Raw genomic sequence first — 24403 nt, 5'->3', positions numbered from 1 at the left:
CAGCCACATCTTCGTCTAAGTCACAACTTGGGTAGATTTTACTACAAAAACCACTACGCCACTGTGTACTTGGTCCTCTTTTTATGAATGCACGATTTCTCTTATTATCCCTTCTAGTACTACTGAGTTTTATAGCTATATCCTGCAAAAAAACAGACGAACCTACTCCTGAAGACGCTAATTTTTCGGTAGAGATACCTGATGCCGCCTTCGAACAAGCACTGATCGACCTGAAAATAGATACTAAACAGGACGGAAAGGTGCTGTTCGCCAGCGCTCAGCGGGTAACCAGTCTGAATCTGTATAACAAAGGGATAAGCAGTTTAGAGGGCCTGAAATCATTTAGCCATATAACCAGCCTGGATTGCTCCCGGAATAACCTGACTAGTGTCGATCTGAGCAATAACACAGCGCTAACGACTCTGGAATGCAATAACAACAATCTGACAACACTGGATATCAGCAAGTTGACCGCTCTAAACCGTTTGGGTTGCAGCGAAAACGAATTAACCGGTCTGGATATCAGTAACAATACAAAACTTACTCATTTAGACTGCTCAGCAAACAACTTAGCCAGCCTGGATGTCACGAAAAATACGTCTCTCACTCTAGTATATGGCAATGCCAATAAGTTGACCAGTTTGGACGTGAGTAAGAATGTCGCGCTGAATTTCTTAGCCTGCGCCAACAATAACTTAACGGGCCTCGCCCTCCAGACGAACACCCAACTCATCTATTTAGACTGCAAAAACGCCAATCTGACAAGTCTGGATCTCAGTAAGAATCTAGTATTAACCGAATTGTACTGCTCTGCAAACAACCTAATCAAGCTGGATCTAAGCGCTAATAAAATCCTCACTCATTTAGCTTGTTCGGCTAGCCAATTGCCCCGTCTGGATATTAGCAGAAATACGGCCCTCACTCATTTATATTGTGATAACAATTACCTCACCGCGCTAGATATCAGCAAGAATACAGCCCTACAGGAGCTGGATTGTAAAAACAACAACGTAGACAGTCTGAGCCTAAGCAAGAATATAGCCCTGACGAAATTGGTTTGTTCGTCCAACAACCTGCTCAATCTGGATCTCAGCAAGAATGTAGCCTTAAGCGTTCTGAATTGCGGTGGCAACAAATTGGCCAATCTGGATCTCAGTAAGAATATTAAATTGACCAATCTGTATTGTTCCATTAATAAGCTCACCAGTCTGGATGTCGGCAAGAATACGGCCTTAACCGAATTGTATTGCTCCAATACGAACCTGACTAGCCTGGACCTGAGAAAAAATCCATTGCTACAATGGCTGTCGTGCAACAACACTACTATTCAATTTATCTGTGTGGCCGACCTTACCAACGTAAGACCCACCTGGCTGAAAGATGATTCGGCTATGTATCAGATTTGCCAATAAGGTATTCTATCCTTCGGAATTGGATGCTGCTTTCCACTAGCAATCCACATTTGTTTTTGTTTATGAACTCTCGAACTCCCCTACTCGTCGTCATTATTTTGTTGAACGTGCTTCTTATCTCCTGCAACAAGAGCAACGATCCTGATCCTAATTTGCCGCCAGCGGCCTTTACCATTTCGGGAAAACTGGCCCCTAACGGCCCCCATCTGGTGCTGACCTGGACCAAAGCCAAAGACCCTAATGGCGATCCGGTTACCTACACCGTATTCTGGAAAGACACGCTAACCAGAACCTTGACCGATACAACATACACCCTCCGGAATGTGCACTACAACACTACGGTTGTTGGGAGTGTGATTGCCAAAGACAGCAAAAAAGCCTCGACTCTTTCGTCATTTAGTATCGCTGTCGGGGCTGAGCCTTACCTAACTATACCCGATGTAAACTTTGAGCAGGCTCTGTTTGACTTAAAAATCGATTCGCTAATGGACGGCAGACTACGGGCTGCCGATGCCTTTAAAGTAATCAGTTTAAATGTTAGCAATAAAAAGATTAGCCGTTTGCAGGGAATCGAGGGCTTTATAAGTTTAAAAACGCTCGATTGCTCCGGCAATAGCCTAACTAGTTTAGATATTAGTCAGGCAACCGCGCTCACTAAATTGTATTGCGGCTCTAATAAGTTGACCAGCCTGAATGTCGCTAAGAATTTAGTCCTCAACGAGTTGGACTGCTCTGAAAACAACCTGACTGGGCTGGATGTGAGCCTGAATACAAGCCTCACCCTGTTGGGCTCCACGAAAAATAGCTTGACTAGTCTGGATCTTAGCAAGAATGCCAAACTGACCAAACTGTACTGCACGAATAACCGATTAACGAGTCTGGATATCAGTAAGAACACAGCCTTAACCGTATTGTGGTGCTTTTCCAACACCCTAACCAATCTAGACTTACGAGCGAATCCACTACTACAAGTGTTGCAATGCTTCGGTAATAAAATCCAGACCATTTGTGTAGCCGACCTCACCAAAGTAGCAACCGATTGGCAGAAAGATACGTCGGCTACGTATCAGGTTTGTAAGTAGGTACCCAATAATCTGTAACTGAAATAGGCCGCGTTGTCCTGAACATAGACTATTGTACTCTTCACTCTCTCAATTCCGCCACCAACTTCTTAAAAACCTCATAAGCCGGTTTCGGAGAATAATCGTCTTTGAGCAAACCGAACTGGTGAAAAAAATAAGGGTTCTCAGAATTCGTATCGCGCAGGTTAAAATAAGAATAGCCACGAACATTGAACGTTTCCCGGTGTTCATAAACAGCTCGAATAATGGCTTCCAGTAGCTGGGCCTGTCGGTCATAGGAGCGCGTTGGACTTGTAGGCCAGCCGTTTTCGCCAATGAATATGGGAACACGAAAGGGTATGGCCGCATGCGCCATATTCACATACCGAAACTGATGGAGTACAGCCCGAACGCCATCGCTCAACGGAACCGTGGGTGGCAACGGCACAAACACATCCGGGAAGAAATCAAGGGCCACATAATCCAACGCATCCACAAACGGCTGACCACCAAGCCGCCCGATTTCTGGCCAGAAATCATCATTTGGATCAAATACGGGGGTTGTGCTAAACCCCACCCGAACGGATAACTTCAGTCGGCGGATTTCTTTTTTTGCGGCTATAATACCCGTTACCAACGCCTGACGCACATCGGGCGAAACCGCATCGCCACCCGCTTCTTTCGAGTTGGCTTCTTCCGTAATCTGTAACGAGGTCAGATTGTCGCCATATTGTTGTATGATCTCCCGAATATACTTGACCCAGTTATCGAGCGGGTCGTTACTGGTGCGGTAGCAGAGAACCAAATCGAGTTTTCGATTCGGCGTTACGTAGTGAAGGGCATTATCGGGAGTTGACCATGCGGACTGACCGTTGCCAATGTACTGCACATAAGCCCTTACCACAAACGGTTTATTGGTGGGCTGTAACTCATTCAGAACCTGTAGAATTAGTTCCGGACGATCTGGCGGACCCGTAATCAGTCCGCCTTCGCTTTCAGGAACCCCAACGGCACTGCCGGGATAAATACCAAACGTGAAAGGATGCATTGGTTTGCAAGTTGATTCGATGGCGAAAGTAGCATGTTCATGCTGTGGCCTATCCACGCGAAACGGATTCTGGAGCCCGTGAAACGGATTTTGTAACGAGTTTTGGTACGACACGTCTTTAACCGTAGCTTCGTTATATGGAAATCATTTCGAGCAACCACGGCTGTTACTTCGATGTGTATCAGCGGAGTTATCCACCCGAATTCCACGGATATGCAGGACACACCGAAACGCATGTCCAGTTAGCCGATGAGGTTTCACGGGGTGTGTTGAGTGAGATCTGTTTTCAGGGCGTACGGATTCATTACGGACAATTTCAGACCCTGGAATCCGATACGATTCGAACAACAGAAGATTTCCCATCGGTTGAAATGGCGTTTCAGTTGCAGGGACGAACATCGGGGCAATCGTCAGCATTGTCTGGTTTAGCACCAAACCAACACAATCTGAGTTACCGTCCATACGCCGATAGTCAGAGCCGATTTGAGGTTGGTGATCATCACTACGTGGGCATACAATTGACCGAAACATTTTTCTCCCGATTTACGGAGGATGACTCACCCACAATGGGTCGCCTGCTGAATGGGTTGGCTCAAAAAGAAGCCGTTGCGCTATCCAGACATAATTTGACAATTACACCTGCGCTACAAACGCAGCTGATCGCATTAACCCAAGTCAGTCGTTCACAACCCCTTAAGCGTCTTTATCTGGAAGCAACTGCGCTAGACCTACTACGCCAGCAGATAGACCAGGTCGATAGAAATCAGTCAAAAACAAAAACGACATTATCCTCTAATGACATTGACAAAATACTGGCAATTAAGGGTTTACTCGAACACAACCCGCTCGATACGTATTCACTGCTACAACTAGCCCGCTTCGGTGGCTTGAATGATTACAAGCTCAAGAAAGGGTTTCGTGAAGTGATAGGCAATACAGTATTCGGTTATCTTAACGACCTTCGAATGCAGTATGCGCATCAGTTACTTCGCGATACAGATAGTACGATTGGCGAAGTCGCTACCAAACTGGGCTACAGTGAAACGCACCATTTTTCAGCTGCTTTCAAACGCAAATTTGGGTATTTACCGAGTCAGATTGCCCGGTAATGGCGTGAGGCCAGGCCACGTTGGCTCTGGCTTCGCGCCATTAACAACTTGACAATTTTTAGCTGTTACTTCCTCAATGAATACATTCGTTTCAAGGCTGACGCTACCTTATGTTTTGATTAAACTAAGTCTGCTTTCTGCCTATGGCATGCCCCCGCTTTCTGATGAGCCAGCAGGAATTACGTTTTTTAAAGGTTCCTGGAAAGAGGTGTTGGCCGAAGCCAAGCGCCAGAACAAACCCGTGTATCTGGACATCTATACAACCTGGTGTCCACCCTGCAAGCGGATGGCTAAAGAAGCGTTTCCGAATCCAAAAGTAGGCACCAAATTCAATGTCCATTTTATCAACTACCAGCTCGATGCTGAGCGGGGTGAGGGTGTGCAGATCGCCAAACAATATGCCGTAGCCAGTTATCCAACAGCGCTCTACATCGCTCCCAATGGCGCGCTGGTTCACCGGGCGGTGGGTTATGCCGGCGTCAACGGCATGATCGATCAGGCCGACCATATGCTGGCGTTACCTCCACTACGCACAACAATTGCCAAAGGCGATAAAGAGTATGTAAATGGAAAGAGAGACCCATCTTTCCTGAAAAAGTATCTGTTAGTACGCCAGGCCCTCAATCGCCCGACTACGGATGTGCTTGATGCCTATCTGGATGCATTGCCGGAATCCGAACGTTTAACAGCCGAAACAATGGCTTTTGTAGCCGGAGCGATCCAATCATCTACAACAAAAGCCTTTGATTATCTGATCAAAAATCGGCCCGATTCACTGGCAGCCGATGCCGCAAAAAGTAGCTTAGCCATAACGGTTTCTGGTGCATTGACCCGTGTGCTTTATACTGATTTCAAGCGAGTTATTGACACCAACGACGAGATTTTGCTAGAAACGATCATTGCCAACAGCGAACGCAATACGGCCTCGGCGAATCCATCAGCCGTTCGGGACGAGGCACAGAAACAGGAAGCAGCCAATACCTACCGGTTAACATTTCTTCAACAAACCCAAAACCTGACGAAACAATAAGGTAGTTCGTTTACACAAGTTCACTTTCTGCGATTATACTGCCATTTTAATCTCACAAAGCGCAATGGATTGGCGATTTAGCGAGAACTTACCTTCTTTAACTCATTTACCCAATGAACTCCAATCGATTTACTAAATTCTTTGAGCACTTTGCTTCCAAAGCAACCCAGGCTACCGGCTCATCAAGCGCTTTTTTATTGGCGCTATTAACGATTATTATCTGGCTCATTACTGGTCCCATTTTTGGCTACTCCGACACCTGGCAGTTAATTATCAATACCGGAACAACCATTATTACGTTCCTGATGGTGTTTCTGATTCAGAAATCACAGAACAAAGATTCGCTAGCCATGCAGATCAAACTCAATGAACTTCTTGCTGTAAATCGTAAAGCCAGTAACCGGCTGCTCAATGTGGAAGATCTGACCGAAGCTGAACTTCATGCACTGCATAAGTTTTTTGGTAAACTGGCCGACAAAGCAAAAGATGAAGCGACTATTTCTGAATCGCACTCGGTTGAAGAAGCGGAGGAAATCCACTACGATAAACTTGAAGCCTTACATGAGCGCCAGTTAGCGCGCCGAACTGACAGGCCAACTGCCAAACAACCAAAGGAATCTGGTAAAAAGAGGAAGCCAAAGGTTCCTCCTGCCGAACAAAAGCCTAAAGCCTAATAAATCGACTTTTACAGGATTGCTTCAGCGTATGTTGATTTCTTTGTGTATAACTTTAGGTCGATAGTAGTTTTAGCAGGACTTCTACCCAAACAGTCCTGTTAAAAAACAGGTTTATTACTTCCAGAACCTGCGGATACATCTGCTTTTTGTTTGTTTCAATCTATGAATCAGCCTCTCGCTGCTCAGTCTACCCTACTCTTACCTGATGAAGAAGCGTTGTTACGGCGCTCCTACGACCAATTACAAACTGCCCTTAGTATAGGTCTCATTGCAACCTGGTTCTGGGATATTGGAAATGATCTGGTTTATGGTGATCGAAATTTATTTCAATTCTTTGGCGTAACCGAAACGCAGGAGCAGGCGGGATTGCCTCTTAATACATTTACGAATAACATTCATCCCGATGATCGGTCGCGAACTATAGAGCTGATTAATGAAGCCCTCCAATCAGGTACTACCTACGAAGCAGAGTATCGCATTGATGGAGAAGGGCTGAAAAGTCGTTGGGTACTCGCCCGAGGTCAGGCAACCTACAATGAACAACAATTACCGCTATCACTTTCGGGCGTACTCATTGACGTAACCGATCGAAAACGGGCAGAAATCCGGTCGCAGGTTACCGAAACCAGCTTGCGATTAGCTGTCGAATCGGCCCGCATTGGCACCTGGGATTTCCATCCACTAACAGGCGAATTAATCTGGTCAGATCGCTGTAAAGAACTATTTGGTCTGCCTTCTACAGCAGAGATTAACTATACCGTGTTTTTGCAGGGTCTCCATCCTGATGATCGGCAACAGACTGATCAGGCAGTTCAGGATGTGTTACAACCCGACAGTAACGGATTTTTTATATGTGAATACCGAACGATTGGGTTCAACGACGGGCAACTTCGCTGGATTCGCTCCAACGGCCAGACGTTTACCAATAAACAAGGCGTAATTGAGCGATTTATTGGCACTGTTGTCGATATAACAGCCGATAAACAGAACGAAGTACTTCTGCAACAACGTGTTTACCAGCAAACGAAAGATCTGGAACGGCAGGCGCATCAACTGCGGACAACACTAAATGCGTCGATCAACAGCATCATCGCCATGACCGCCATTCGGGATGAAACCGGTGCCATAGTCGATTTTATGATGGATACCGCCAATGAAGCCGTGATCCGAAGTAATTTCATGACTCCCGATCAGATAATCGGTCGTCGTTTACTAGCCGTATTTCCGGGAAATAAAGACAACGGCTTTTTCGATCTTTATATCCGTGTTGTTGAAATTGGGGCTTCGGAACAAAGCACCCAGTATTACCGGGATGAGTTTGGACTGGAAGGTTGGTTTGAGGTATCGGCCGTTAAGCAGGACAACGATAGTGTAGTAGTTACCTTTAACAACATTACTGAACGAAAGAAAGCAGAACTGTCTGCTCAGCAACAGTCGGCGGAGCTTAAACAAGCCAATGCTGAACTCAAACGCTCCAACGAGAGTTTGCAACAATTTGCCCATATAGCCTCGCATGATTTGCAGGAGCCCCTCCGCCGAATTCAGGCGTTCAGCGACTTACTGAAAGCGCAGTTTGCCGATAATCTTTCTGATGGTGAAACAGATATGATCCGTCGGATTCAACGGTCGGCGCAACGAATGCAAATGCTGGTTAAAGATTTACTCCTGTATTCCAAGCTCAGCACCCAGCGAGAACCATTTACAACGGTTGCCCTGACTACAGTTGTCGACGACGTTATCAGCGATCTGGAAATGAGCATTACGGAAAAGAACGCAACCATTGATGTAGGTGCTTTGCCAACGGTTTCGGGCAGTTCATCACGGTTGCGGCAGCTTTTTCAGAACCTACTTGTTAACGCATTAAAATTCAGTCCACCCAATGTAGCACCAGTCATCCAAGTCCGCTCCCGTATGGTGCAACACGACGAATTACCGACTCGATTGCAGGAACTTCACCCCTACCCTTTTTGGCTCATTACAGTTACCGATAATGGAATTGGCTTCGATGAACGTTACAAAGACCGGATTTTTACCCCTTTTCAACGGCTACATGATAAAACCACGTATAGTGGAACCGGCATTGGTTTAGCCATTTGCCAGCGAGTTGCCGAAAGTCATGGCGGCATGATGGATGTTACCAGCCAACCGGGCGAAGGCTCAACGTTTAAGGTATTTCTGCCTGTTCTGTAAGATGTAGATACGCCATATTTTGGAAATATGGCGTATCTACATCTTACAGAACAGGCACCTGATTACGCAGGAAAATGGTCTGATAATTTATAAAGGCTTGCGCAGCTGCCGAGATCACCTCATCAGGATGGGCTTCTCCCTCATGCGTTAAGAATGCCCCAAAACGCTTCCACTGGGAACCCGTAGCAGGCCCGTAACCCCGATAAAAACGAGCATGCGAAAGTAAGGGCTGAATGGCCGGATTATTCTGTAGGAGCCGCCAGATAACTGTACCGCCCAGCATTGACCCTTCCCCTACGTAGGCCGCTCCCAGCAACGAAACCGGCGACCAGTCCATAAATAACTCTGGCATGTTCTGCGGCACAGACTCGTTCAGGTGGACTAAATCGTCCAGTAACCAGGGGGTTTTCCGGCGAGTTTCAGGCTCATACTCCCGAAAAAAAACGGGATGACGATCAATAGCGGCTTCAAGTGCCTGATGAAACGTAAAATGGGTTCGGAGCAGGTGCGTGTACTCCTCAACGGAGAGGGTACCATGTTGTAATGCCTCTGTGTAAAACAGTTGTTCGGTTTGCTCGTGTAATAGCCGGGTATCGTGCCGCAATCGCTCTGGTAAAGTCGTCATTTATAATCCGTTCGGGTATTATTCTCTAACCAAAAATCACACAGTTTGCCAATTACACTACCAGTTGCCTGATAACTTCCGGGCTTCACCACATAGGCGTTAACACCCGCTTCGTAAGCTGACAGAATATCACGGGGGCTGTCTGAGGTGCTAAACGCAACGATGGGCACAAACCGGGTTCGGTCAATTGAGCGAGCCTGTTGAACCACCTCAACACCGCTCAGCCCATTCAGGTTTAAATCCAGCAAAACCAACTTAGGCAATGACTGGGGCTGGTGTTTATAACGGCCCTGGCCCGTCAAGTAGTCTACGGCCTCTGAACCACTTTCCAGAACAGTATACGTAAAAGGCCGATTCAGTTTCCGCATCAGGCGACCAAAAATATCCGCATCGTTCGGATTATCTTCAACATACAAAACATCAACCATGAGTTAGGAATGAGTTGGCAATGGAAATGAAACAGAAAATGTTGTACCCCGATCCGGTTCACTATGAAACCAGATTTTGCCCTGATGCCGATTGATAATTCGTTTAACAATTGCCAACCCAACCCCAGAGCCTTCAAACTCACGCGAATTTTCTAATCGCTTAAATAAATCAAACATCTTGCCAGCCTGCTTCATATCAAAACCAATCCCGTTATCGTCAATAGCATAAATAACCTCATCGTCCGTCTGCCGACCATTTATCCGAATAACGGCATTGGCTGCCAAACGAGTGTATTTCGCTGCATTACCGATTAGATTGGTAAAAAGCTGGAGAGCCATTGTCGGGTCAGCCGTTATGGGGGGCGTATCGCCAATATCAATCTGGATTGAACGCCCTTTGGTAGTCACCAGAATTTCTTCCCGAATGCCCTCAAGTAGTTGCTTCATATCGACCACTTGTGTGCTCAAATCGGTACGGCCCATCCGTGAGTAATACAGAATATGCCGAATCAGGCTCCGCATCCGGTCCGTTGAGTCAATAATTTTCTGAAACAGTGCCTGAGCGTCAGGGTTTAAATCCTGCCCATATTCCTCCAGCAGAATTTCAGAATAACACCGGATCGACGATAGGGGCGTTCGCAGATCATGCGATACGGTATAACTGAACGCATCCAATTCTTCATAGGCTACCTGTAACCGCTGGTTCAACAAGCGAATCTCGTTGGCTTGCCGGGTCACAACCTGTAAAATATCCTCCCGCAGTTTTACAACAGCCCCTATTTCAACTTCATGCCAGGGGCTCGATGTGTTCCGCACAATCTGGGTCCAGGCCGCAAAACTTGTTCGGGGATTAATCCGCTGCTGTCCATCGGTAGTAACCGTTACAGGTTTATCGGGATTCCCAGCCCAGGTAACCTCCTGAATCTTTTCAGGTTTAAACCAGAATACGTACTCCGTCAACTCTCGCGACAATTCGATGGCCAATAAGCCTGAGGCTACGTCGCGGAAGGCTTCGGCAGGCGGATATAGATTGGGAAGTTGATTGGTTTCCAGAAATGTTTCCGGATCTGTCATATGTACCCATTCGGCTAACCCGCGAATGGCGGCTTCGTCGGGTGTTTTCCCAAGCCGGTACACTTTGTCATTAAACAGCAGTGCAGCGCCAGTAGCCTCGGTTACATCGAGCACCGTAACGGTCGATTTAACGAGCGCCCGAACAACATCATCACTGAGAATCAACTGTTCGTGCAACTGCTGGCCCTTTTGGGTGTATTGAAGCAGGTTGGTCTTGTCTTCTTCATCCTTCCGAAATTCCAGCGCAGCCGAGAGTAACTGGCTTACAAATTTGGCTGCCTGTCGCGCCGGATAATCCACGAAACGGGGCGTCGTATTATGGCAAGACATTAACCCCCACAACTCACCCCGATACAGCAGCGAGATACTCATGGATGCCTGCACACCCATATTCTTAAGGTATTCGATATGAACCGGCGAAACGGCTCTCAATACAGAATGTGTAAGATCGAGCGGGCGGTTTTCAGGCCAACCCGGCTCCGATAGAATACGCGACGGTGTGCTGGTTGCATCGGCAATCAACCGTACCAGATTGACTTTATATAATTCACGGGCTTGCCTGGGAATATCCGAAGCTGGGTAATGCAGACCCAGATAGGGTTCTAACTCATCATCTTTAGCCTCAGCTACCACCTGCCCATGCCAGTCGGCCCCAAACCGGTACACCATTACCCGGTCAAAACCAATGATGGTTTTGACCCGCTGTGCGGTATTTTGCAGTAAATCGGTGAGGGTGCGGCTAGATTGCACTTCTGTGAGTGATTGCGCAATTAATTGCTGATTAATCAACAGATTTCGATCGTCCCCTATGGGCTCCCACTCCAGAAGAATAAGCCCAAGGTATTGATGTATAATCAGATTCCAGACTTTCCCATTCAGCATTACCCGATTTGGATTCATGGTATCCCAGGAATCGTTCCGGCAGCCTACATTCAGCAATTCAATTAAGTTGCTCACGGGTAAGTCCGTATCCGTTAGCAACGTTTTAACAGACTGCCCAAGCAATTGAGTAGGTGGTATGCCAACCAGTTCAGCTATATTGGCACTGACATGGACAATGGTATACGTGTCGGGCTGAATGGCTACTAAATACCCGTGTGACTGGATATGGCTGAGAATATGGATCGGTTCGCGCTCGCAGTTTGTCAGGTCAACAGCAAATGAATTCATTGAGTACTTTCAGGTGATTAAGTAACGATACAAGTTGATTAATTAACTGGCATCGGTACGTCAAGAGGTAGTAGCAACAAAGTGCAATATAAGCATACGAAAAGTAGGGTTGGATAAATTCTATTAACTGTACTACGCAGCAGGTGTTCAGATAAAATCAACTAAAACAGTATATGCGGGATACCCGATGCATTTAAGGAGGTAAGTAGAATTCGTTAGCAAAATCCTAATTTTCTATGCCAAATCAGATTTTGGTGGTTGGTAGTTCAAATACCGATATGGTCGTTAAGACCCAAAAATTACCAGCACCGGGCGAAACCGTACTAGGAGGCACATTTTTAATGAATCCCGGCGGAAAAGGCGCAAACCAGGCTGTTGCTGCTGCCCGACTTGGCGGACAGGTGACCTTTGTAGCCAAAGTGGGTACTGATATTTTTGGTCAACAGGCCGTTGCCGGTTTCAAGCAGGAAGGTATTAATACTACGCACATACTGACGGATAATGAATATCCGTCGGGGGTAGCCCTAATCAATGTAGATGCTGCCGGCGAGAACTGCATAACTGTGGCACCGGGCTCAAACGCTCATCTGCAAGCCACCGAAACCGACGAAGCCCTGCAAACAACCTCTCCCGATACGCTGGTGCTCCTTCAACTCGAAATCCCACTGCCTACTGTTGAACATGTAGTAAAAAAGGCTGCTGAACGGGGCTTACGGGTTATTCTAAATCCCGCTCCTGCCCAACAGCTTCCCACGGCTTTATTTCAGCATCTGTTTCTAATCACGCCTAACGAAACTGAAGCCGAGCTATTTACGGGTATCCGCGTAACCGATTTGCCTACGGCTAAACAGGCTGCACAAAAACTGCACGAGTTGGGCGTTTCAAATGTGGTGATTACGCTTGGGTCAAAGGGGGCCTACTTATCTACCGGAACGCAGGATGAGCTCATTCCTACAGCAACCGTCAAGGCCATTGATTCCACCGCTGCCGGTGATTGTTTTAATGGCGCGCTAACCGTCGGCCTGGCAGAAGGCCAGCCGCTTCCCGATGCCATCGCCTTTGCCTGCAAAGCCGCTTCAATTTCGGTGACGCGTATGGGTGCCCAGGCGTCGATGCCAACGCGGGATGAGGTTGGGTAGTATCCGCGGACACCACCCAATTACGTTTTTACTTATGCCTAAACTGATTTATTCCTATGAAATTTCTCTCCCTCCTAACACTTGCCCTACTCTTATCAGCAACGACTCCCCCTGTCAGGCCAGTCAAAAAGGGAGCACCACCTACCGTAACACTTTCTAAAAACACGATTCAGGACAAAATTAAAGGTGGCTGGGCAGGTCAGGTCATTGGCTGTACGTTTGGGGGGCCAACGGAGTTTCGATTTACAGGTACGATGATCAATGCCTACCAACCGATTCCGTGGTATGACGGCTATATCAAGAAAACGATGACCGATATTCCGGGCCTGTACGATGACCTCTACATGGACCTGACATTCGTTGACGTTTTTGAGAAAAAAGGCCTCGATGCACCCGTTGCCGAACATGCCAATGCCTACGCCAAGGCAGAGTACATGCTCTGGCATGCCAACCAGGCTGGGCGGTATAATCTCCTAAATGGGATGAAAGCTCCGGAATCAGGCCATTGGCTCAACAACCCCCACGCTGACGACATTGATTTCCAGATCGAAGCTGATTTCTCGGGACTGATGTCGCCCGGAATGCCCAACACAGCTGTACAGATTGGCGATCCCATCGGCCATATTATGAACTACGGCGATGGCTGGTATGGAGGTGCTTATGTGGGTGCCATGTATTCGCTGGCCTTTGTATCCAAAGATGTTAACTACATTGTCAAAGAAGCGTTAAAAACCATTCCAGCCCAAAGCACTTTCTACCAGTGTATTGCCGATGTCATTAAATGGCATGATCAGTTCCCAAATGACTGGAAGCGCACCTGGTTTGAAATTGAACGAAAATGGGCCGACGAAGTAGGCTGCCCCGATGGGGTATTCCACTCCTTTAACATCGACGCCAAAATAAACTCCGCTTACATTGTGCTGGGCCTGCTCTACGGCGAAGGCGACTTCACCAAAACCATGGAAATCAGTACCCGTGCCGGACAGGATTCAGATTGTAACCCAGCTTCGGCGGGGGGTATTTTAGGAACTATGCTGGGCTATGACCAGATTCCAGCGTATTGGAAACAGGGATTGAAAGAAGCCGAAGATATCGACTTCAAATACACAACCATGTCACTGAACGATGTGTACGCTATGAGTATGAAACATGCCTTACAGGTTGTTGAGCGCAATGGCGGAAAAATCAACGGCGATCAGGTAACGATTGCGCTACAAACCCCAAAAGCCGTTCGGCTGGAACAAGCCTTTACGGGCCATTATCCGGTTCTGGTACGCGGCATTCATAAAGAGATCGACGGAGAATACAGTTTCGACTTTGAAGGAACTGGTTTTGTACTCAAAGGCGAAGCCAAACCGAAAACCCGCAGCGCCTGGGACGCCAAAACGGAGTTCGTCTTTACAGCCGAACTCTCTATTGATGATAAGAAGATTGAAACAGCCAAACTCCCTGCCGATTTCACCCATCGTCGGCACGAGTTATTCTGGCGTTATCAACTTCCAAAAGGGAAACATACAGTACGCATTAAGGTCTTAAATCCTGATGCAGAGCATATTGTTCGTATGGGTGAGCTGATTGTGTACTCTGATCAGCCCGTTCAATCAAAGCTCCGCTAAACAGCTGGAACATACGCCATATCTTGGATGTATGGCGTATGTTCCAGCTGTTTAGCGGAGCAACCATATAGCTTATGTCTTTTCGCTGGGTATCCTTTTTTCTTTTACTGGCGCTCTCAGCTTCGGCCCAGAAGCCAATCCCCCCCTCGTTTCATCCTGACCCGACTGGTGCGTTGAAAACCTATCAGGAAAGTTTGGCTAAACTTCGACTTCAACACCCAAATCACCGCGAACTACCTGATCTGAAGTTTTTTCTGTTCGGTATGGGCGATCGCCTAAAGCTCATTTATCGACGTGGGCGGCTCTTGAATGCGCTGACAGGTAATATTGAGGAGCAATGGCGGGTAAAACAGGAAATCATTGTCCCATCGGAGTACCTGGTACAATTGACACTGACCGACGGGCAAACCATTCAGCTACGGGAAGACGAAACAGGGGTGTGGTTACTCCAGACCGGCAGACGTCCCAAACTAATTCCAGGGACTCGTAGTCGCTTAATACTACCTACCTTTGCCAATCATCCATTGGGGCCGGTACTCCGGGTATTGCATCAGGAAATTCTGATCAATATAATTAATGGACGCCCTGTCCCGAATTTTCTGGTCTATTTTAAACCCCGCTTTCGCGATGCCGCAATCATGGCTATGGTGTTGCGGGAGACTAATAATCTACCCCTGATTCACGATTGGATCATGGCAATCCGCGATCCCTTCGACCGTACTAATCACGGAGTTCCCGAAGCCGATAACCTCGGAGAAGTATTGTTCCTGGTATCGCTCGTGTCCGACAAAACCCACCCTGCCGTACAAATGGTTTTGGATTCGGTCAGGCAGTTTCAGAAAGAGACGTATATAATCGGCAAAACGGATGATGCCGAACACCCTGTTTTTCAGACGAAATGGCTTAAGTATGGCCTAAAATCACTGGGGTTACCGGATCCTTACACGATTCCGAAACAGACTGATAGCTATTCGTCGCTCTTCTGGTTGGATTATAAACGGGAGCTCACTGGAGAAAAAAGATTCGAGGAGCGTTTGAGTGTCAACTCTCCCTACCTGGCCTGGGCAGAAGACCATTTTTATGGTGAAAAGCGCGGTATGGTCAGCAGCCTTGACTACCCGCTGAGTTGGGAACAACAAGCCAGTAATGCTCATTATCCTGGCCTGACGGTGCTCGATAAAGAGTTCGTGAAGCAGAAACTAGCCTTCCCCCACGCGTGGCACGCAGCAGAGATGTTCCTGTTACTTCTGGAGAAGTAAGGTTATGTTTTGTAGTACCGACCGGGACGGTCGGTACTACAAATTCAGCGCGAACCGCCGATGGTAAGCCCTGCTTTAACGCTGTAATACGAGTTATCAGCAGTCATTGTCAGTCCCGACGTAGAATTCTTAACACTGGTATCGCCCACCAGATTATAGGAACCTTCTACGTGAAAAATTTTGACTTTAACGCCCACTCTAAACAAGCCACCGAGGTTGGTTGTAACGGGTATTGGGTACGAAATTGACGAATAGATTGGAGTGCTTTTATCGACATAATATACCCCTACGCCCGCACCAATATAGGGCCGAAAAGGGCCACTCAAATTAACAACGTAGTTTGCCGTTAACACCCCCGACATAATGGACTTCGCTTGCGATGGGAACGAAAGAGCGTTATCCAGATATTCTGTGCGCTGAACAAATGCCTGTTCAAAACGAAAGCCCAAATCCAGATTTTTAATAAACTTATCAAGCTCATACTGTGGCTCGATGCTGTACACAAACCCAGCTTTCGAAAAATCGTTTTTCGTTGCCTTATAGGTAGGGGCTGCATACCCGCCAGCAATAGTAACTTTAAAGGGTTTGTTTTGGGCAAACCCGGCAAAGGAAATCTGTAAGAGGAAAAGAACGAATAATTTACGCATAAGATAGATTGGTTTGTTTTAGATGATTGCCAGAAGTCACGCTGAATACTCTGCAATCGTTATCTATAGTCTTTACAGCCAAACTCCTATTTACGTTGCAAAAGGTGGGCTAAAAAGACTGGGACTAAATTTTAGCGCAATATTAGTCTGTTTTCATTTGGTTCTGCCAAGCCGGCAGGATTTCCTGCGTTTCTTTAACTGTCTCTTAATAAGAATCTGATAAGTGGCTTAATATGAAAGTTGCGGATGTAGAGATAATCTTCTATGCGGATGGCGTGCATAGTAGCCCGCATTACCTCACGCCAACCCAATCCCAAAGAGTATGCATCAGGACCAAGCCAGATTCTATGGATATGATTATTCTGGCAAGTAGCCATGTAGCTGCAATAAGGATCCATCAGAATCAAAAAGAATTGGCTTTTAACCAAGTCAGGCTATCTGCATTTCCCACAAATCACTTCTCAATCTCAAAGGCCAGCAGAACGTTACCGGGCATTTCGCCAAACAGTCCATAGCCCGAATTGACAAACAGCATGCCAGCATCCACCACTGGCGCAGAGCCATCAATTGACCCGCCTTTGCCCTCAATACCGTTCACGGTCTGATACGCTTTCGCGGTATCATAGTCCCAGAGTATTTTGCCATCTGTTGTTGAATACGCCCGGATGTGTCCGTCCAATGTTCCGGCAAACACCAGCCCCGGAATAACCGTCGGCGCGGCTGAATTAGCCTCAATGCAACCCTTCTTTCCGTCGCAGGATGGTGCGGCTGTTTTCCAGACAACCTTTCCGGTTGCTACCTCCAGTGCAAACAGACCCGGCTCGGGCTTGATCAGCGAATCGACTTTAGGATTAATGCCGTATTTATTATCGGCGTTGGCGGCATACACATACTTACCATCGGTGGCCATGCCCCAGTGAATACCGCCCAGCGCCCCTCCCCGGCCAATGCGGGTTTGCCAGAGGACCTTCCCATTATCGGGCGATAAGCCGTAGACGATACCGGCCTTCTGGCCAACCACCAGGATATCCTTCCCGGATGCTTGTTTTACCAAAAGGGGGGCCATGCCAAAATCAAAATCGGGGCCTATTTTTTCAGGGCAGTTGGGATTTCCTGGACAGGCCAGATTCCAGGTATCATCTTTTGTGGACTGAAACGACCAGGCCAGTTTTCCGGTTTTCAGGTTCAGTGCCTGAATGGCATCGCTGGTTGTGGTCGATGGGCTGGTATAATTCTCGCCTGTTCCGAAGTACAACAGGCCGCGCTTGGCATCAACCGTAGGGCTACACCAGACAATAGCGCCTGAAGGGCCGTAAAAGGGTTGCCCGTTTTTCTTTTTACCAGCCTCTTTTGCTTCCTCGGTAATTACCCGATGTCGCCAGACCTCTTTCCCTGAACGGGCATCCAATGCCACAATCTCACCCGACGATGAACAGCAAGGGTAGCTAGGATCTAAAACCGACACAACCTCGGTTGATGTCAGCGGTACATAGATCATATTGTCGTAAACAGCCACGGAGCCTGTATTGCCCGATTGAGGGTGTTTCCCGGCTTTGCTCTCCCAGATCAGCTTGCCGGTTTTCACATCAAGCGCATAGGTATTGGTATTGTTATCGGCAAAAAAAGCATGGATTTCATCCTTCGTCTGCACAACCGAAATGGCACCTCGAACAGCCGCTTTTGCCAGAAAACGCCACCCAATTTTTCCCGTCTTTTTATGAATGCTGTAGACCTCCCCCAAATGGGTACCCGTAATAAGCCAGTCGGCAACGATAGCGGGTTTGCACCTAACCTGACTAACGTCTGAAAACGCAAACGCCCATTTAAGCTTAAGATTTCCGACGGTTGCCGGAGAAATACCCGCCTGCCTCTCCGACCGAAAACCGGTTCCTTCCAGATTACCACCCCAGCCCGAATGATTTATCAACGAACCCTTGCCAGCAGGAAGCGCAAAGGAAGTGTAGGCTTCCTGGGGGATCACAACATCCTTCAGCGCCTTACTGGCCAACCACTGGGCAATGGCTTTTCGCTGATCGGGAGTAAGATCCCTGGCTTGGGTACGCATTTTACCGGTTTCCAGAGCGGCAAGAATAGCTCGTGGAGGCATTTGAGCCAGTACAAAATAGCCGGGGGCTCCTACCCCTGCTTCGGCTTTGTGGCAATTGTTGCAGGTAGCCATGTATAATTTCTGGCCTTCAGTTGCCACCGCCATATCTAGTTTTTGGGCAAAACTGTTGACCGACAACAACGAAAAAAAGGCAATGAGTATCCACAAGCCCTTAGCCCGTGCTGGTTCACAAAATTGAAAGGCAGTTTTCATCAGTTGCTAGTGGTTTAGTTGAGGAATTTACATGGAAAGGCTTGTTGTAGCGAAGCAAGCAAAATGCCAGTAACTGCCTTTCCATCAGTCGATCCGCAAAAGTAACGCGTCTGGCAGGGCAGGCATCTACTTTTGTGATGAACAACGGTCCACTAGAGATGAAGATTGAATTTGATAGGATGAATTGCTGCTGTACGTAGACTTTGTCACTGATTTGTTGCTATATTGGAACAACTACCGATCGGCCTTGTCTTCAATGTATTACCTAACCCGTCAGTCACTCACCCTAAGTCTGTTACTTATCTCTTACGGGTTACCCACCTGTGCCCAGACACCCGTACAGCAGCTTCATAAACTTATCGACAGCACCTGGGCTTTTCAACTCAGAGAGCATCCACTAACGGCAGTTTTTACCGGGCAGAAAACCCAGATTGAGCAGTTGGGCGATTATACAGAAACAGCTTTCGCCAAAGAAGCCACATTCTACCGCCAACAGTTGAATCAACTCAATACCATACCCACAGAACCCCTTTCGGAAGTAGACCGTGTCAACGTTGAATTACTGCGCTATACGCTGGAAGAGTCCATTAGTAATTACGAGTTGAAAGCCTACTTAAATCCGCTAACGTCTGATTATGGTCCGCACATAGGTTTATCGTTTATTCCAAACTACCTAACCTTCCGTACGTCTGCTGATTATGAGAGCTATAGTAAACTCTTGCGCACATTTCCTGCGTATATGGGTAGCGTGATTACGATTATGCGGCAGGGGTTAAAGACCGGGATGACCGCTCCAAAAGTTATCCTGAACGGGTATGAAATTACGTATCGAAATCATATCGTTACCGATCCAACCCGGAGCGTTTTCTATGAGCCGTTTTTACACTTGCCCGCATCAATGAGCAAGGAAGAACAGGCTCAGATCCAGCAGGATGGTCAGAAAGCCGTATTGGAAGGGGCGGTGAAAGGGTACCAGCTATTTGGCCATTTTATGGACACGGAGTATATCCCCGGTGCCCGTACTACGCTTGCGGCCTACGACTTACCAAATGGCAAAGCGTATTATCAGCAACGGGTTCGCCATTACACTACTCTCGACCTAAGTCCAGATGCCGTCCATCAGATGGGATTACGCGAAGTTGAGCGCATTCAGAACGAAATGCAGGCAATTATTACCCAAACTGGTTTCAAAGGTTCTTTCGCCGATTTCCTAAAATTCCTGCGTACCGATCCCCAGTTTTATGCAAAAACACCCGTCCAGCTGCTTAAGGAAGCTAGTTACATTGCCAAACAAGCTGATAGTAAACTGCCCGCTTTCTTTGGCAAGCTACCACGTCAACCCTACGGAGTTGCCCCTGTACCCGATGCACTGGCACCCAAGTACACTAGTGGCCGTTACATTGGTGCTCCGCTCAAAAGCAAAACACCAGGCTATTATTGGGTAAACACCTATAACCTGAACAGCCGTCCCTTATATACGTTAGAGTCGCTCACCCTTCATGAAGCCGTTCCGGGTCATCATCTACAATCGGCACTGGCAAAAGAACTGGCCGACCTGCCTCCCTTCCGTAAAAATCTATACGTCGATGCTTTTGGCGAGGGCTGGGGTCTGTACTGTGAGTGGCTGGGAAAGGAGATGGGCTTTTATAAAGACCCTTATAGCGATTTTGGCCGCTTAACCTTCGAGATGTGGCGAGCCAGCCGATTGGTAGTGGATACGGGTATTCATGCCAAAGGCTGGACCCGTCAGCAAGTCATCGACTATTTGAGCACACATACGGCGTTATCGATACACGATTGCACCACCGAAACCGACCGGTATATCTCCTGGCCAGGTCAGGCGCTGGCGTATAAGATTGGCGAACTAAAAATAAAGGAAGTACGACAAAAAGCACAGAAAGCACTGGGCGAGAAGTTTGATATTCGCGCCTTCCATGATCTGATCTTAAGTCAGGGAACACTCACCATGCCCATTCTGGAGAGACTGGTGGATAATTACATTCAATCGGCCAGGTAAATATTTTGTTTAAGATAGATTAGTCTGTACATGTCAGGAGTTGAGTCATTTAAACGCACCGTACAGGTACGGTGCGTTTAAATGACTGCCGTTGCGGAAAGTTTATTCTGAACGTAAACTGTTGACCGGATTTATCAAAGCCGCTTTGATGCTTTGGAAACTCACCGTCAGCAGCGTAATCAGTAAAGCCCCGGTGCCCGACACCGCAAAAATCCACCAGGAGATGTCAGTACGGTACGTATAGTTCCCTAGCCATCCAGTTAGAAAGTACCAGGCCGTTGGAATAGCAACCCCCAGTGCAATGACGACCAGAAACACGAAATCTTTGGCGAGTAATCCCCACAGGTTCAGCACTGAAGCGCCCAGCACTTTGCGAACGCCAATCTCTTTGGTTCGTTGTTCGGCAATGAACGAAGCCAGTCCGAACAGACCCAGACAACTGATAAAAATAGCCAGCGTGGCAAAAAATGAAGCAAGCTTACTGATCCGTTCTTCATTACTGAATTTTTTAGCATACTCTTCATCCACAAATTTGTAATCGAATGCCGCAGAAGGAACTACTTTCTTGAATACAGCTTCGATTTTAGGCAGCGCTTCGTTCGCACTGACGGTTGGCTTGATTTTTATATCAATTTGGCTGGCAGCAGCGTAGTTCGCATCTAAAAAGAAAAATGCACGCTTCTCGGGCTCATAGGGCGAGTTCCTGACCATATCCTTAATCACACCAATAATTTGACGAGATGTTTTGCCGTCATAAAAGGTGATAAATTCTCCAATTGGCGGTCCGCCGTTGCGGTTTTTCAAACCAAGATAGTTAGCCGCCGATTCATTGATAATCATTTTCGTACTATCTGTGGCAAACGATTTGGAAAAATCCCGACCAGCAAGCAACTGCCAGCCTACCACCTTACCAAACCCATACGACACATCGGTTATGGCAAAATCATCGGCTACTTCAGGATCTTTACCTTTCCAACTGAAACCACCCATATTGTTCCAAACGGCCGTTAGAGGGCTTGACGATAGCTCCATACCAGCCACCATACCTGTATTGAGTAACTCGCTTCGCAACACATCCAGTTTGCCACCATAATTGGGATCATTTTTCGGAATGGTAATCAATCCTTCCCGATTATAGCCCACGGGGCGATCCTGGGCAAATTGAATTTGTTTGTAGACGACGATAGTGCCGATAATCAAAACAATCGAAACAACAAATTGAACAACCACCAGAATTTTCCGAGGTAAAGCCGCAAAACGTCCTAAGCGAATGGTGCCTTTCAGGACTTTCACCGGCTGAAACGCAGACAAGTAAAACGCAGGATAAGCGCCCGCTAAAAAGGCAGTAACGGCAATAAATGCCAGGCTGATTAGCCAAAAAGGTAAGCTTTCGACTGGCAACGATAATTCTTTGTCTGCTACTTGATTAAACCAGGACAGAGTAAGTGAAATCAGTACCAATGACACCACAAACGACAACATAACCACCAGGAACGATTCGCTTAAAAACTGCTGAATGAGTTGAGTTTTCAACGAGCCAATGGCTTTCCGAATGCCTATTTCCTTGGCTCGCTTTTCACTCCTGGCGGTACTCAGATTCATAAAATTGATACAAGCCAATAGCAAGACAAAAAGGCCAACAATACCAAAAAGCCAAACAAACGTGATGCGCCCACCAGCAGGCCTTCCATTTTTAAATTCCGAATACAAATGCCAGTCCTTCATCGGGTACAAAAAAACCTCATACTTGTATTTGGCCGCCCGTTGAGCCATTTCTTTTGGCGTACTTTTCTGAAAAAAATCGTTGATGCGGGCATTGGCTGTCTCAAGCGAAACATTGGGCTGCAGCTGCACATAAATACCGAATGAACTGTTGCCCCAATCGTTTTCGTTTTGTTTAATCCAATCATTTGACGCAACCCATAAATCCCAGGGCGAAAAAAACTGCACTTCGCCAAAACGATTATTCCGGGGTATATCTTCATAGACGCCCGTTACGACTACATCGATACGGTTATCAATTTTTAGGCGTTTATTGATCGGGTCTTCCTGACCAAACATAGCTTCCGATGCTGATTTTGACAGCACAATCGAGTGAAGCTCTTTCAACGATGCATAGCTGCCTTTGACCATTTTCAGCGAAAGCATTTCCAAAGCACCCGCTTCAATAAATTCGCCTTTTTTGGGCATTTTTTTATCCTCAGCCGAAAGCGTATATTCTCCAACCCACCAGGCCATCAAAATGTGCTTGAAATAGTGATGGTAATTCCGTTTTAAAGCGGCCCCCATCGGAAATTGTTGCGCATCTGTTCCGTCTGTTTTTTGGATATTTGGATCTGTATACAACCTCCTCACCTGGGCAATGGAATCATAATTTTTATGATACTGGTTAAACGAAAGTTCATCGTACATCCAAAGCCCAATGAGCATCGTCACAGCCATGCCCATCGCAAGCCCCGAAATGTTAATAAACGAGTACCCCTTGTTTTTGGCGAGGTTCCGAAAGGCGATTTTGAAATAATTACGTAGCATGTCAGGTAAGGCGGGTTGAGTATGTTCAGAAAAGAGTTTACGGGTACTGGCATTCCGGCCGGGCCGGAGCGATTGATGAAAAAATGGGGTTAAGCAGTGTAGCACCGCCCAGCCGTACTCGCGCCGGGCGCGGGCCAGACCTACCTGCTCAACGCGCTTATGGAATACTTCCTGCAAATCCCCCTGCACGTACTCCAATAGGTGCGGGGCCACGAACCATTCCAGCAGGCGATCAGCCCACCGAGGGATTCGTGAGTCAGAGTGGGGAGGTTCGTTCGGGTTAGATTGCTTTTTCATAGCCCCAGTAAGTCAAATTTTCCCTCAGGGATGCTCTGCCAGAGCTGGTTGCGCATCTGCTGAATCTCCAGCAGTACCCGCCCACCGGCCGCTGTTAAGGCAAACAACCGCTTACGCCGTCCTCCACGCTCGGTAGTCGCTCCACCTACCGAGGACGATAGAAACCCTTTTTCTTCGAGTCGATACAAGGTTGTATGTACTGCGCTGACGGTGAAGCTTCGGCCTGTCTGGAGTTGAAGTTGTTCCATAACGGGCACGCCATAGACCTCTTCGGTGCTGACGGCCACCACCAGCAACACCAGTTCTTCCAATTCTCCCAGAATAGTCTTTTTCATAAGCGTGGCTGCATGCTTGATTAGATACAATATCTTAAATCAAATCTGGTGCCAGAATTAAAAAAGCGTCTTTAGAGCAAAACCAGCTTGGTACTAGTAAAAACGATGTCCAGAAACGGACGAATCATTGTCCATGATTGGACAAGATTAAGGGGGGAATTTTACTCTCTGACCCTATTGACTATAGGCAGAATGTAGCCATATCCAGTAGCCAGAATGAGCCTATTAAAACTCCTGTTAAAGCCTGCAATCTTGCCGAAATAGGAAGACACAAGTTGTACCCATAATTCGTCAACTTAAACTTGGCGACACCCGAGCCGCAAGTATATGCAGCTCTACTTAGCAGAAATAATCAACACCAAGCCCAGTACATAACAGAATCCCATCAGCACTAGATAGCGACTTGACAAGTCGGAT

The 24403-nt window shown here is 47.2% G+C and carries 18 protein-coding genes; 10 read left to right on the top strand and 8 right to left on the bottom strand.

The features are described from left to right. Window positions 1-83: 83 nt before the first annotated feature. Both ACYVGO_RS35520 and ACYVGO_RS35515 read left to right on the top strand, forming a co-directional pair. Complete coding sequence (locus ACYVGO_RS35520) at window positions 84-1412, top strand: hypothetical protein (RefSeq protein WP_460973428.1); 1329 nt, start codon at window positions 84-86, stop codon at window positions 1410-1412. Between the two features lie 62 nt (window positions 1413-1474). Then, window positions 1475-2494: a leucine-rich repeat domain-containing protein gene (locus ACYVGO_RS35515; RefSeq protein WP_460973427.1), complete on the top strand. Its 1020-nt coding sequence runs from the start codon at window positions 1475-1477 to the stop codon at window positions 2492-2494. A gap of 61 nt (window positions 2495-2555) precedes the next feature. On the opposite strand, the gene ACYVGO_RS35510 is transcribed toward ACYVGO_RS35515, so the two are convergent. Next, window positions 2556-3521, bottom strand: coding sequence for a hypothetical protein (locus ACYVGO_RS35510; protein ID WP_460973426.1), 966 nt, complete (start codon window positions 3519-3521; stop codon window positions 2556-2558). Between the two features lie 137 nt (window positions 3522-3658). Between ACYVGO_RS35510 and ACYVGO_RS35505 the strand changes: the two genes are divergently transcribed. The 4 genes from ACYVGO_RS35505 (at window position 3659) to ACYVGO_RS35490 (ending at window position 8527) form a co-directional block, all read left to right on the top strand. Beyond that, on the top strand, window positions 3659-4630 hold the full coding sequence (locus ACYVGO_RS35505) for a helix-turn-helix transcriptional regulator (protein WP_460973425.1): 972 nt from the start codon (window positions 3659-3661) through the stop codon (window positions 4628-4630). Window positions 4631-4706: 76 nt separating this feature from the next. After that, window positions 4707-5660, top strand: a complete 954-nt coding sequence (locus tag ACYVGO_RS35500) for a thioredoxin family protein (protein ID WP_460973423.1) — start codon at window positions 4707-4709, stop codon at window positions 5658-5660. Window positions 5661-5773: 113 nt separating this feature from the next. Beyond that, window positions 5774-6334: a low affinity iron permease family protein gene (locus ACYVGO_RS35495; RefSeq protein WP_460973422.1), complete on the top strand. Its 561-nt coding sequence runs from the start codon at window positions 5774-5776 to the stop codon at window positions 6332-6334. Window positions 6335-6499: 165 nt separating this feature from the next. Continuing rightward, window positions 6500-8527 (top strand): PAS domain-containing sensor histidine kinase, encoded by a 2028-nt coding sequence (locus tag ACYVGO_RS35490; protein WP_460973421.1) that lies wholly within the window; start codon window positions 6500-6502, stop codon window positions 8525-8527. A 43-nt stretch (window positions 8528-8570) separates the two neighbouring features. Here ACYVGO_RS35490 and ACYVGO_RS35485 read toward each other — a convergent pair whose 3' ends face one another. Genes ACYVGO_RS35485 through ACYVGO_RS35475 form a run of 3 tightly spaced genes read right to left on the bottom strand, consistent with a single transcriptional unit; the run spans window position 8571 to window position 11824 of the window. Then, window positions 8571-9152, bottom strand: a complete 582-nt coding sequence (locus ACYVGO_RS35485; RefSeq protein WP_460973420.1) for a biliverdin-producing heme oxygenase — start codon at window positions 9150-9152, stop codon at window positions 8571-8573. After that, window positions 9149-9580 carry a response regulator gene (locus ACYVGO_RS35480; protein WP_142775248.1) on the bottom strand — a complete coding sequence of 144 codons (432 nt, stop codon included), beginning with the start codon at window positions 9578-9580 and terminating at the stop codon, window positions 9149-9151. Before ACYVGO_RS35480 ends, ACYVGO_RS35485 begins: the two co-directional genes overlap by 4 nt. A 3-nt stretch (window positions 9581-9583) precedes the next feature. Continuing rightward, complete coding sequence (locus ACYVGO_RS35475) at window positions 9584-11824, bottom strand: ATP-binding protein (RefSeq protein WP_460973419.1); 2241 nt, start codon at window positions 11822-11824, stop codon at window positions 9584-9586. A gap of 236 nt (window positions 11825-12060) precedes the next feature. On the opposite strand from ACYVGO_RS35475, the gene rbsK reads away from it, so the two are divergent. The 3 genes from rbsK (at window position 12061) to ACYVGO_RS35460 (ending at window position 15838) form a co-directional block, all read left to right on the top strand. Beyond that, window positions 12061-12963 carry a ribokinase gene (gene rbsK, locus ACYVGO_RS35470; RefSeq protein WP_460973418.1) on the top strand — a complete coding sequence of 301 codons (903 nt, stop codon included), beginning with the start codon at window positions 12061-12063 and terminating at the stop codon, window positions 12961-12963. 56 nt (window positions 12964-13019) lie between these two features. Continuing rightward, the gene (locus ACYVGO_RS35465) at window positions 13020-14579 is read left to right on the top strand and encodes an ADP-ribosylglycohydrolase family protein (protein ID WP_460973417.1); all 1560 of its coding nucleotides are present in this window, start codon (window positions 13020-13022) and stop codon (window positions 14577-14579) included. A 74-nt stretch (window positions 14580-14653) separates the two neighbouring features. Next, window positions 14654-15838, top strand: coding sequence for a hypothetical protein (locus ACYVGO_RS35460; protein ID WP_460973415.1), 1185 nt, complete (start codon window positions 14654-14656; stop codon window positions 15836-15838). 44 nt (window positions 15839-15882) lie between these two features. On the opposite strand, the gene ACYVGO_RS35455 is transcribed toward ACYVGO_RS35460, so the two are convergent. Together ACYVGO_RS35455 and ACYVGO_RS35450 are read right to left on the bottom strand one after the other, a co-directional pair. Further along, window positions 15883-16485: an outer membrane beta-barrel protein gene (locus ACYVGO_RS35455; protein WP_142775253.1), complete on the bottom strand. Its 603-nt coding sequence runs from the start codon at window positions 16483-16485 to the stop codon at window positions 15883-15885. Between the two features lie 454 nt (window positions 16486-16939). Continuing rightward, window positions 16940-18805 carry an outer membrane protein assembly factor BamB family protein gene (locus ACYVGO_RS35450; RefSeq protein WP_460973414.1) on the bottom strand — a complete coding sequence of 622 codons (1866 nt, stop codon included), beginning with the start codon at window positions 18803-18805 and terminating at the stop codon, window positions 16940-16942. A 256-nt stretch (window positions 18806-19061) separates the two neighbouring features. Here ACYVGO_RS35450 and ACYVGO_RS35445 point away from each other — a divergent pair, with 256 nt between their 5' ends. After that, complete coding sequence (locus ACYVGO_RS35445; RefSeq protein WP_460973413.1) at window positions 19062-20822, top strand: DUF885 domain-containing protein; 1761 nt, start codon at window positions 19062-19064, stop codon at window positions 20820-20822. Between the two features lie 102 nt (window positions 20823-20924). Here ACYVGO_RS35445 and ACYVGO_RS35440 read toward each other — a convergent pair whose 3' ends face one another. Both ACYVGO_RS35440 and ACYVGO_RS35435 read right to left on the bottom strand, forming a co-directional pair. Further along, window positions 20925-23651 carry an ABC transporter permease gene (locus tag ACYVGO_RS35440; protein WP_460973412.1) on the bottom strand — a complete coding sequence of 909 codons (2727 nt, stop codon included), beginning with the start codon at window positions 23649-23651 and terminating at the stop codon, window positions 20925-20927. Next, window positions 23648-23986: a PadR family transcriptional regulator gene (locus tag ACYVGO_RS35435; RefSeq protein WP_460973411.1), complete on the bottom strand. Its 339-nt coding sequence runs from the start codon at window positions 23984-23986 to the stop codon at window positions 23648-23650. The genes ACYVGO_RS35440 and ACYVGO_RS35435 overlap by 4 nt, the downstream gene beginning before the upstream one ends. Between the last annotated feature and the right edge of the window lie 417 nt (window positions 23987-24403).

Source organism: Spirosoma migulaei (assembly GCF_054776855.1).
Note: the sequence above shows the minus strand (reverse complement) of the source record. Positions and strands in the feature narration are given on the sequence as shown.

What these genes read in the sequence shown, in the direction of transcription:
- ACYVGO_RS35460 (WP_460973415.1), top strand. Translation starts at nt 14,654, where the DNA reads ATGTCTTTTCGCTGGGTATCCTTTTTTCTTTTACTGGCGCTCTCAGCT.
- ACYVGO_RS35450 (WP_460973414.1), bottom strand. Translation starts at nt 18,805, where the DNA reads ATGAAAACTGCCTTTCAATTTTGTGAACCAGCACGGGCTAAGGGCTTG.
- ACYVGO_RS35495 (WP_460973422.1), top strand. Translation starts at nt 5,774, where the DNA reads ATGAACTCCAATCGATTTACTAAATTCTTTGAGCACTTTGCTTCCAAA.
- ACYVGO_RS35440 (WP_460973412.1), bottom strand. Translation starts at nt 23,651, where the DNA reads ATGAAAAAGCAATCTAACCCGAACGAACCTCCCCACTCTGACTCACGA.
- ACYVGO_RS35515 (WP_460973427.1), top strand. Translation starts at nt 1,475, where the DNA reads ATGAACTCTCGAACTCCCCTACTCGTCGTCATTATTTTGTTGAACGTG.
- ACYVGO_RS35485 (WP_460973420.1), bottom strand. Translation starts at nt 9,152, where the DNA reads ATGACGACTTTACCAGAGCGATTGCGGCACGATACCCGGCTATTACAC.
- ACYVGO_RS35520 (WP_460973428.1), top strand. Translation starts at nt 84, where the DNA reads ATGAATGCACGATTTCTCTTATTATCCCTTCTAGTACTACTGAGTTTT.
- ACYVGO_RS35505 (WP_460973425.1), top strand. Translation starts at nt 3,659, where the DNA reads ATGGAAATCATTTCGAGCAACCACGGCTGTTACTTCGATGTGTATCAG.
- ACYVGO_RS35500 (WP_460973423.1), top strand. Translation starts at nt 4,707, where the DNA reads ATGAATACATTCGTTTCAAGGCTGACGCTACCTTATGTTTTGATTAAA.
- rbsK (WP_460973418.1), top strand. Translation starts at nt 12,061, where the DNA reads ATGCCAAATCAGATTTTGGTGGTTGGTAGTTCAAATACCGATATGGTC.
- ACYVGO_RS35510 (WP_460973426.1), bottom strand. Translation starts at nt 3,521, where the DNA reads ATGCATCCTTTCACGTTTGGTATTTATCCCGGCAGTGCCGTTGGGGTT.
- ACYVGO_RS35445 (WP_460973413.1), top strand. Translation starts at nt 19,062, where the DNA reads ATGTATTACCTAACCCGTCAGTCACTCACCCTAAGTCTGTTACTTATC.
- ACYVGO_RS35455 (WP_142775253.1), bottom strand. Translation starts at nt 16,485, where the DNA reads ATGCGTAAATTATTCGTTCTTTTCCTCTTACAGATTTCCTTTGCCGGG.
- ACYVGO_RS35435 (WP_460973411.1), bottom strand. Translation starts at nt 23,986, where the DNA reads ATGAAAAAGACTATTCTGGGAGAATTGGAAGAACTGGTGTTGCTGGTG.
- ACYVGO_RS35475 (WP_460973419.1), bottom strand. Translation starts at nt 11,824, where the DNA reads ATGAATTCATTTGCTGTTGACCTGACAAACTGCGAGCGCGAACCGATC.
- ACYVGO_RS35490 (WP_460973421.1), top strand. Translation starts at nt 6,500, where the DNA reads ATGAATCAGCCTCTCGCTGCTCAGTCTACCCTACTCTTACCTGATGAA.
- ACYVGO_RS35480 (WP_142775248.1), bottom strand. Translation starts at nt 9,580, where the DNA reads ATGGTTGATGTTTTGTATGTTGAAGATAATCCGAACGATGCGGATATT.
- ACYVGO_RS35465 (WP_460973417.1), top strand. Translation starts at nt 13,020, where the DNA reads ATGAAATTTCTCTCCCTCCTAACACTTGCCCTACTCTTATCAGCAACG.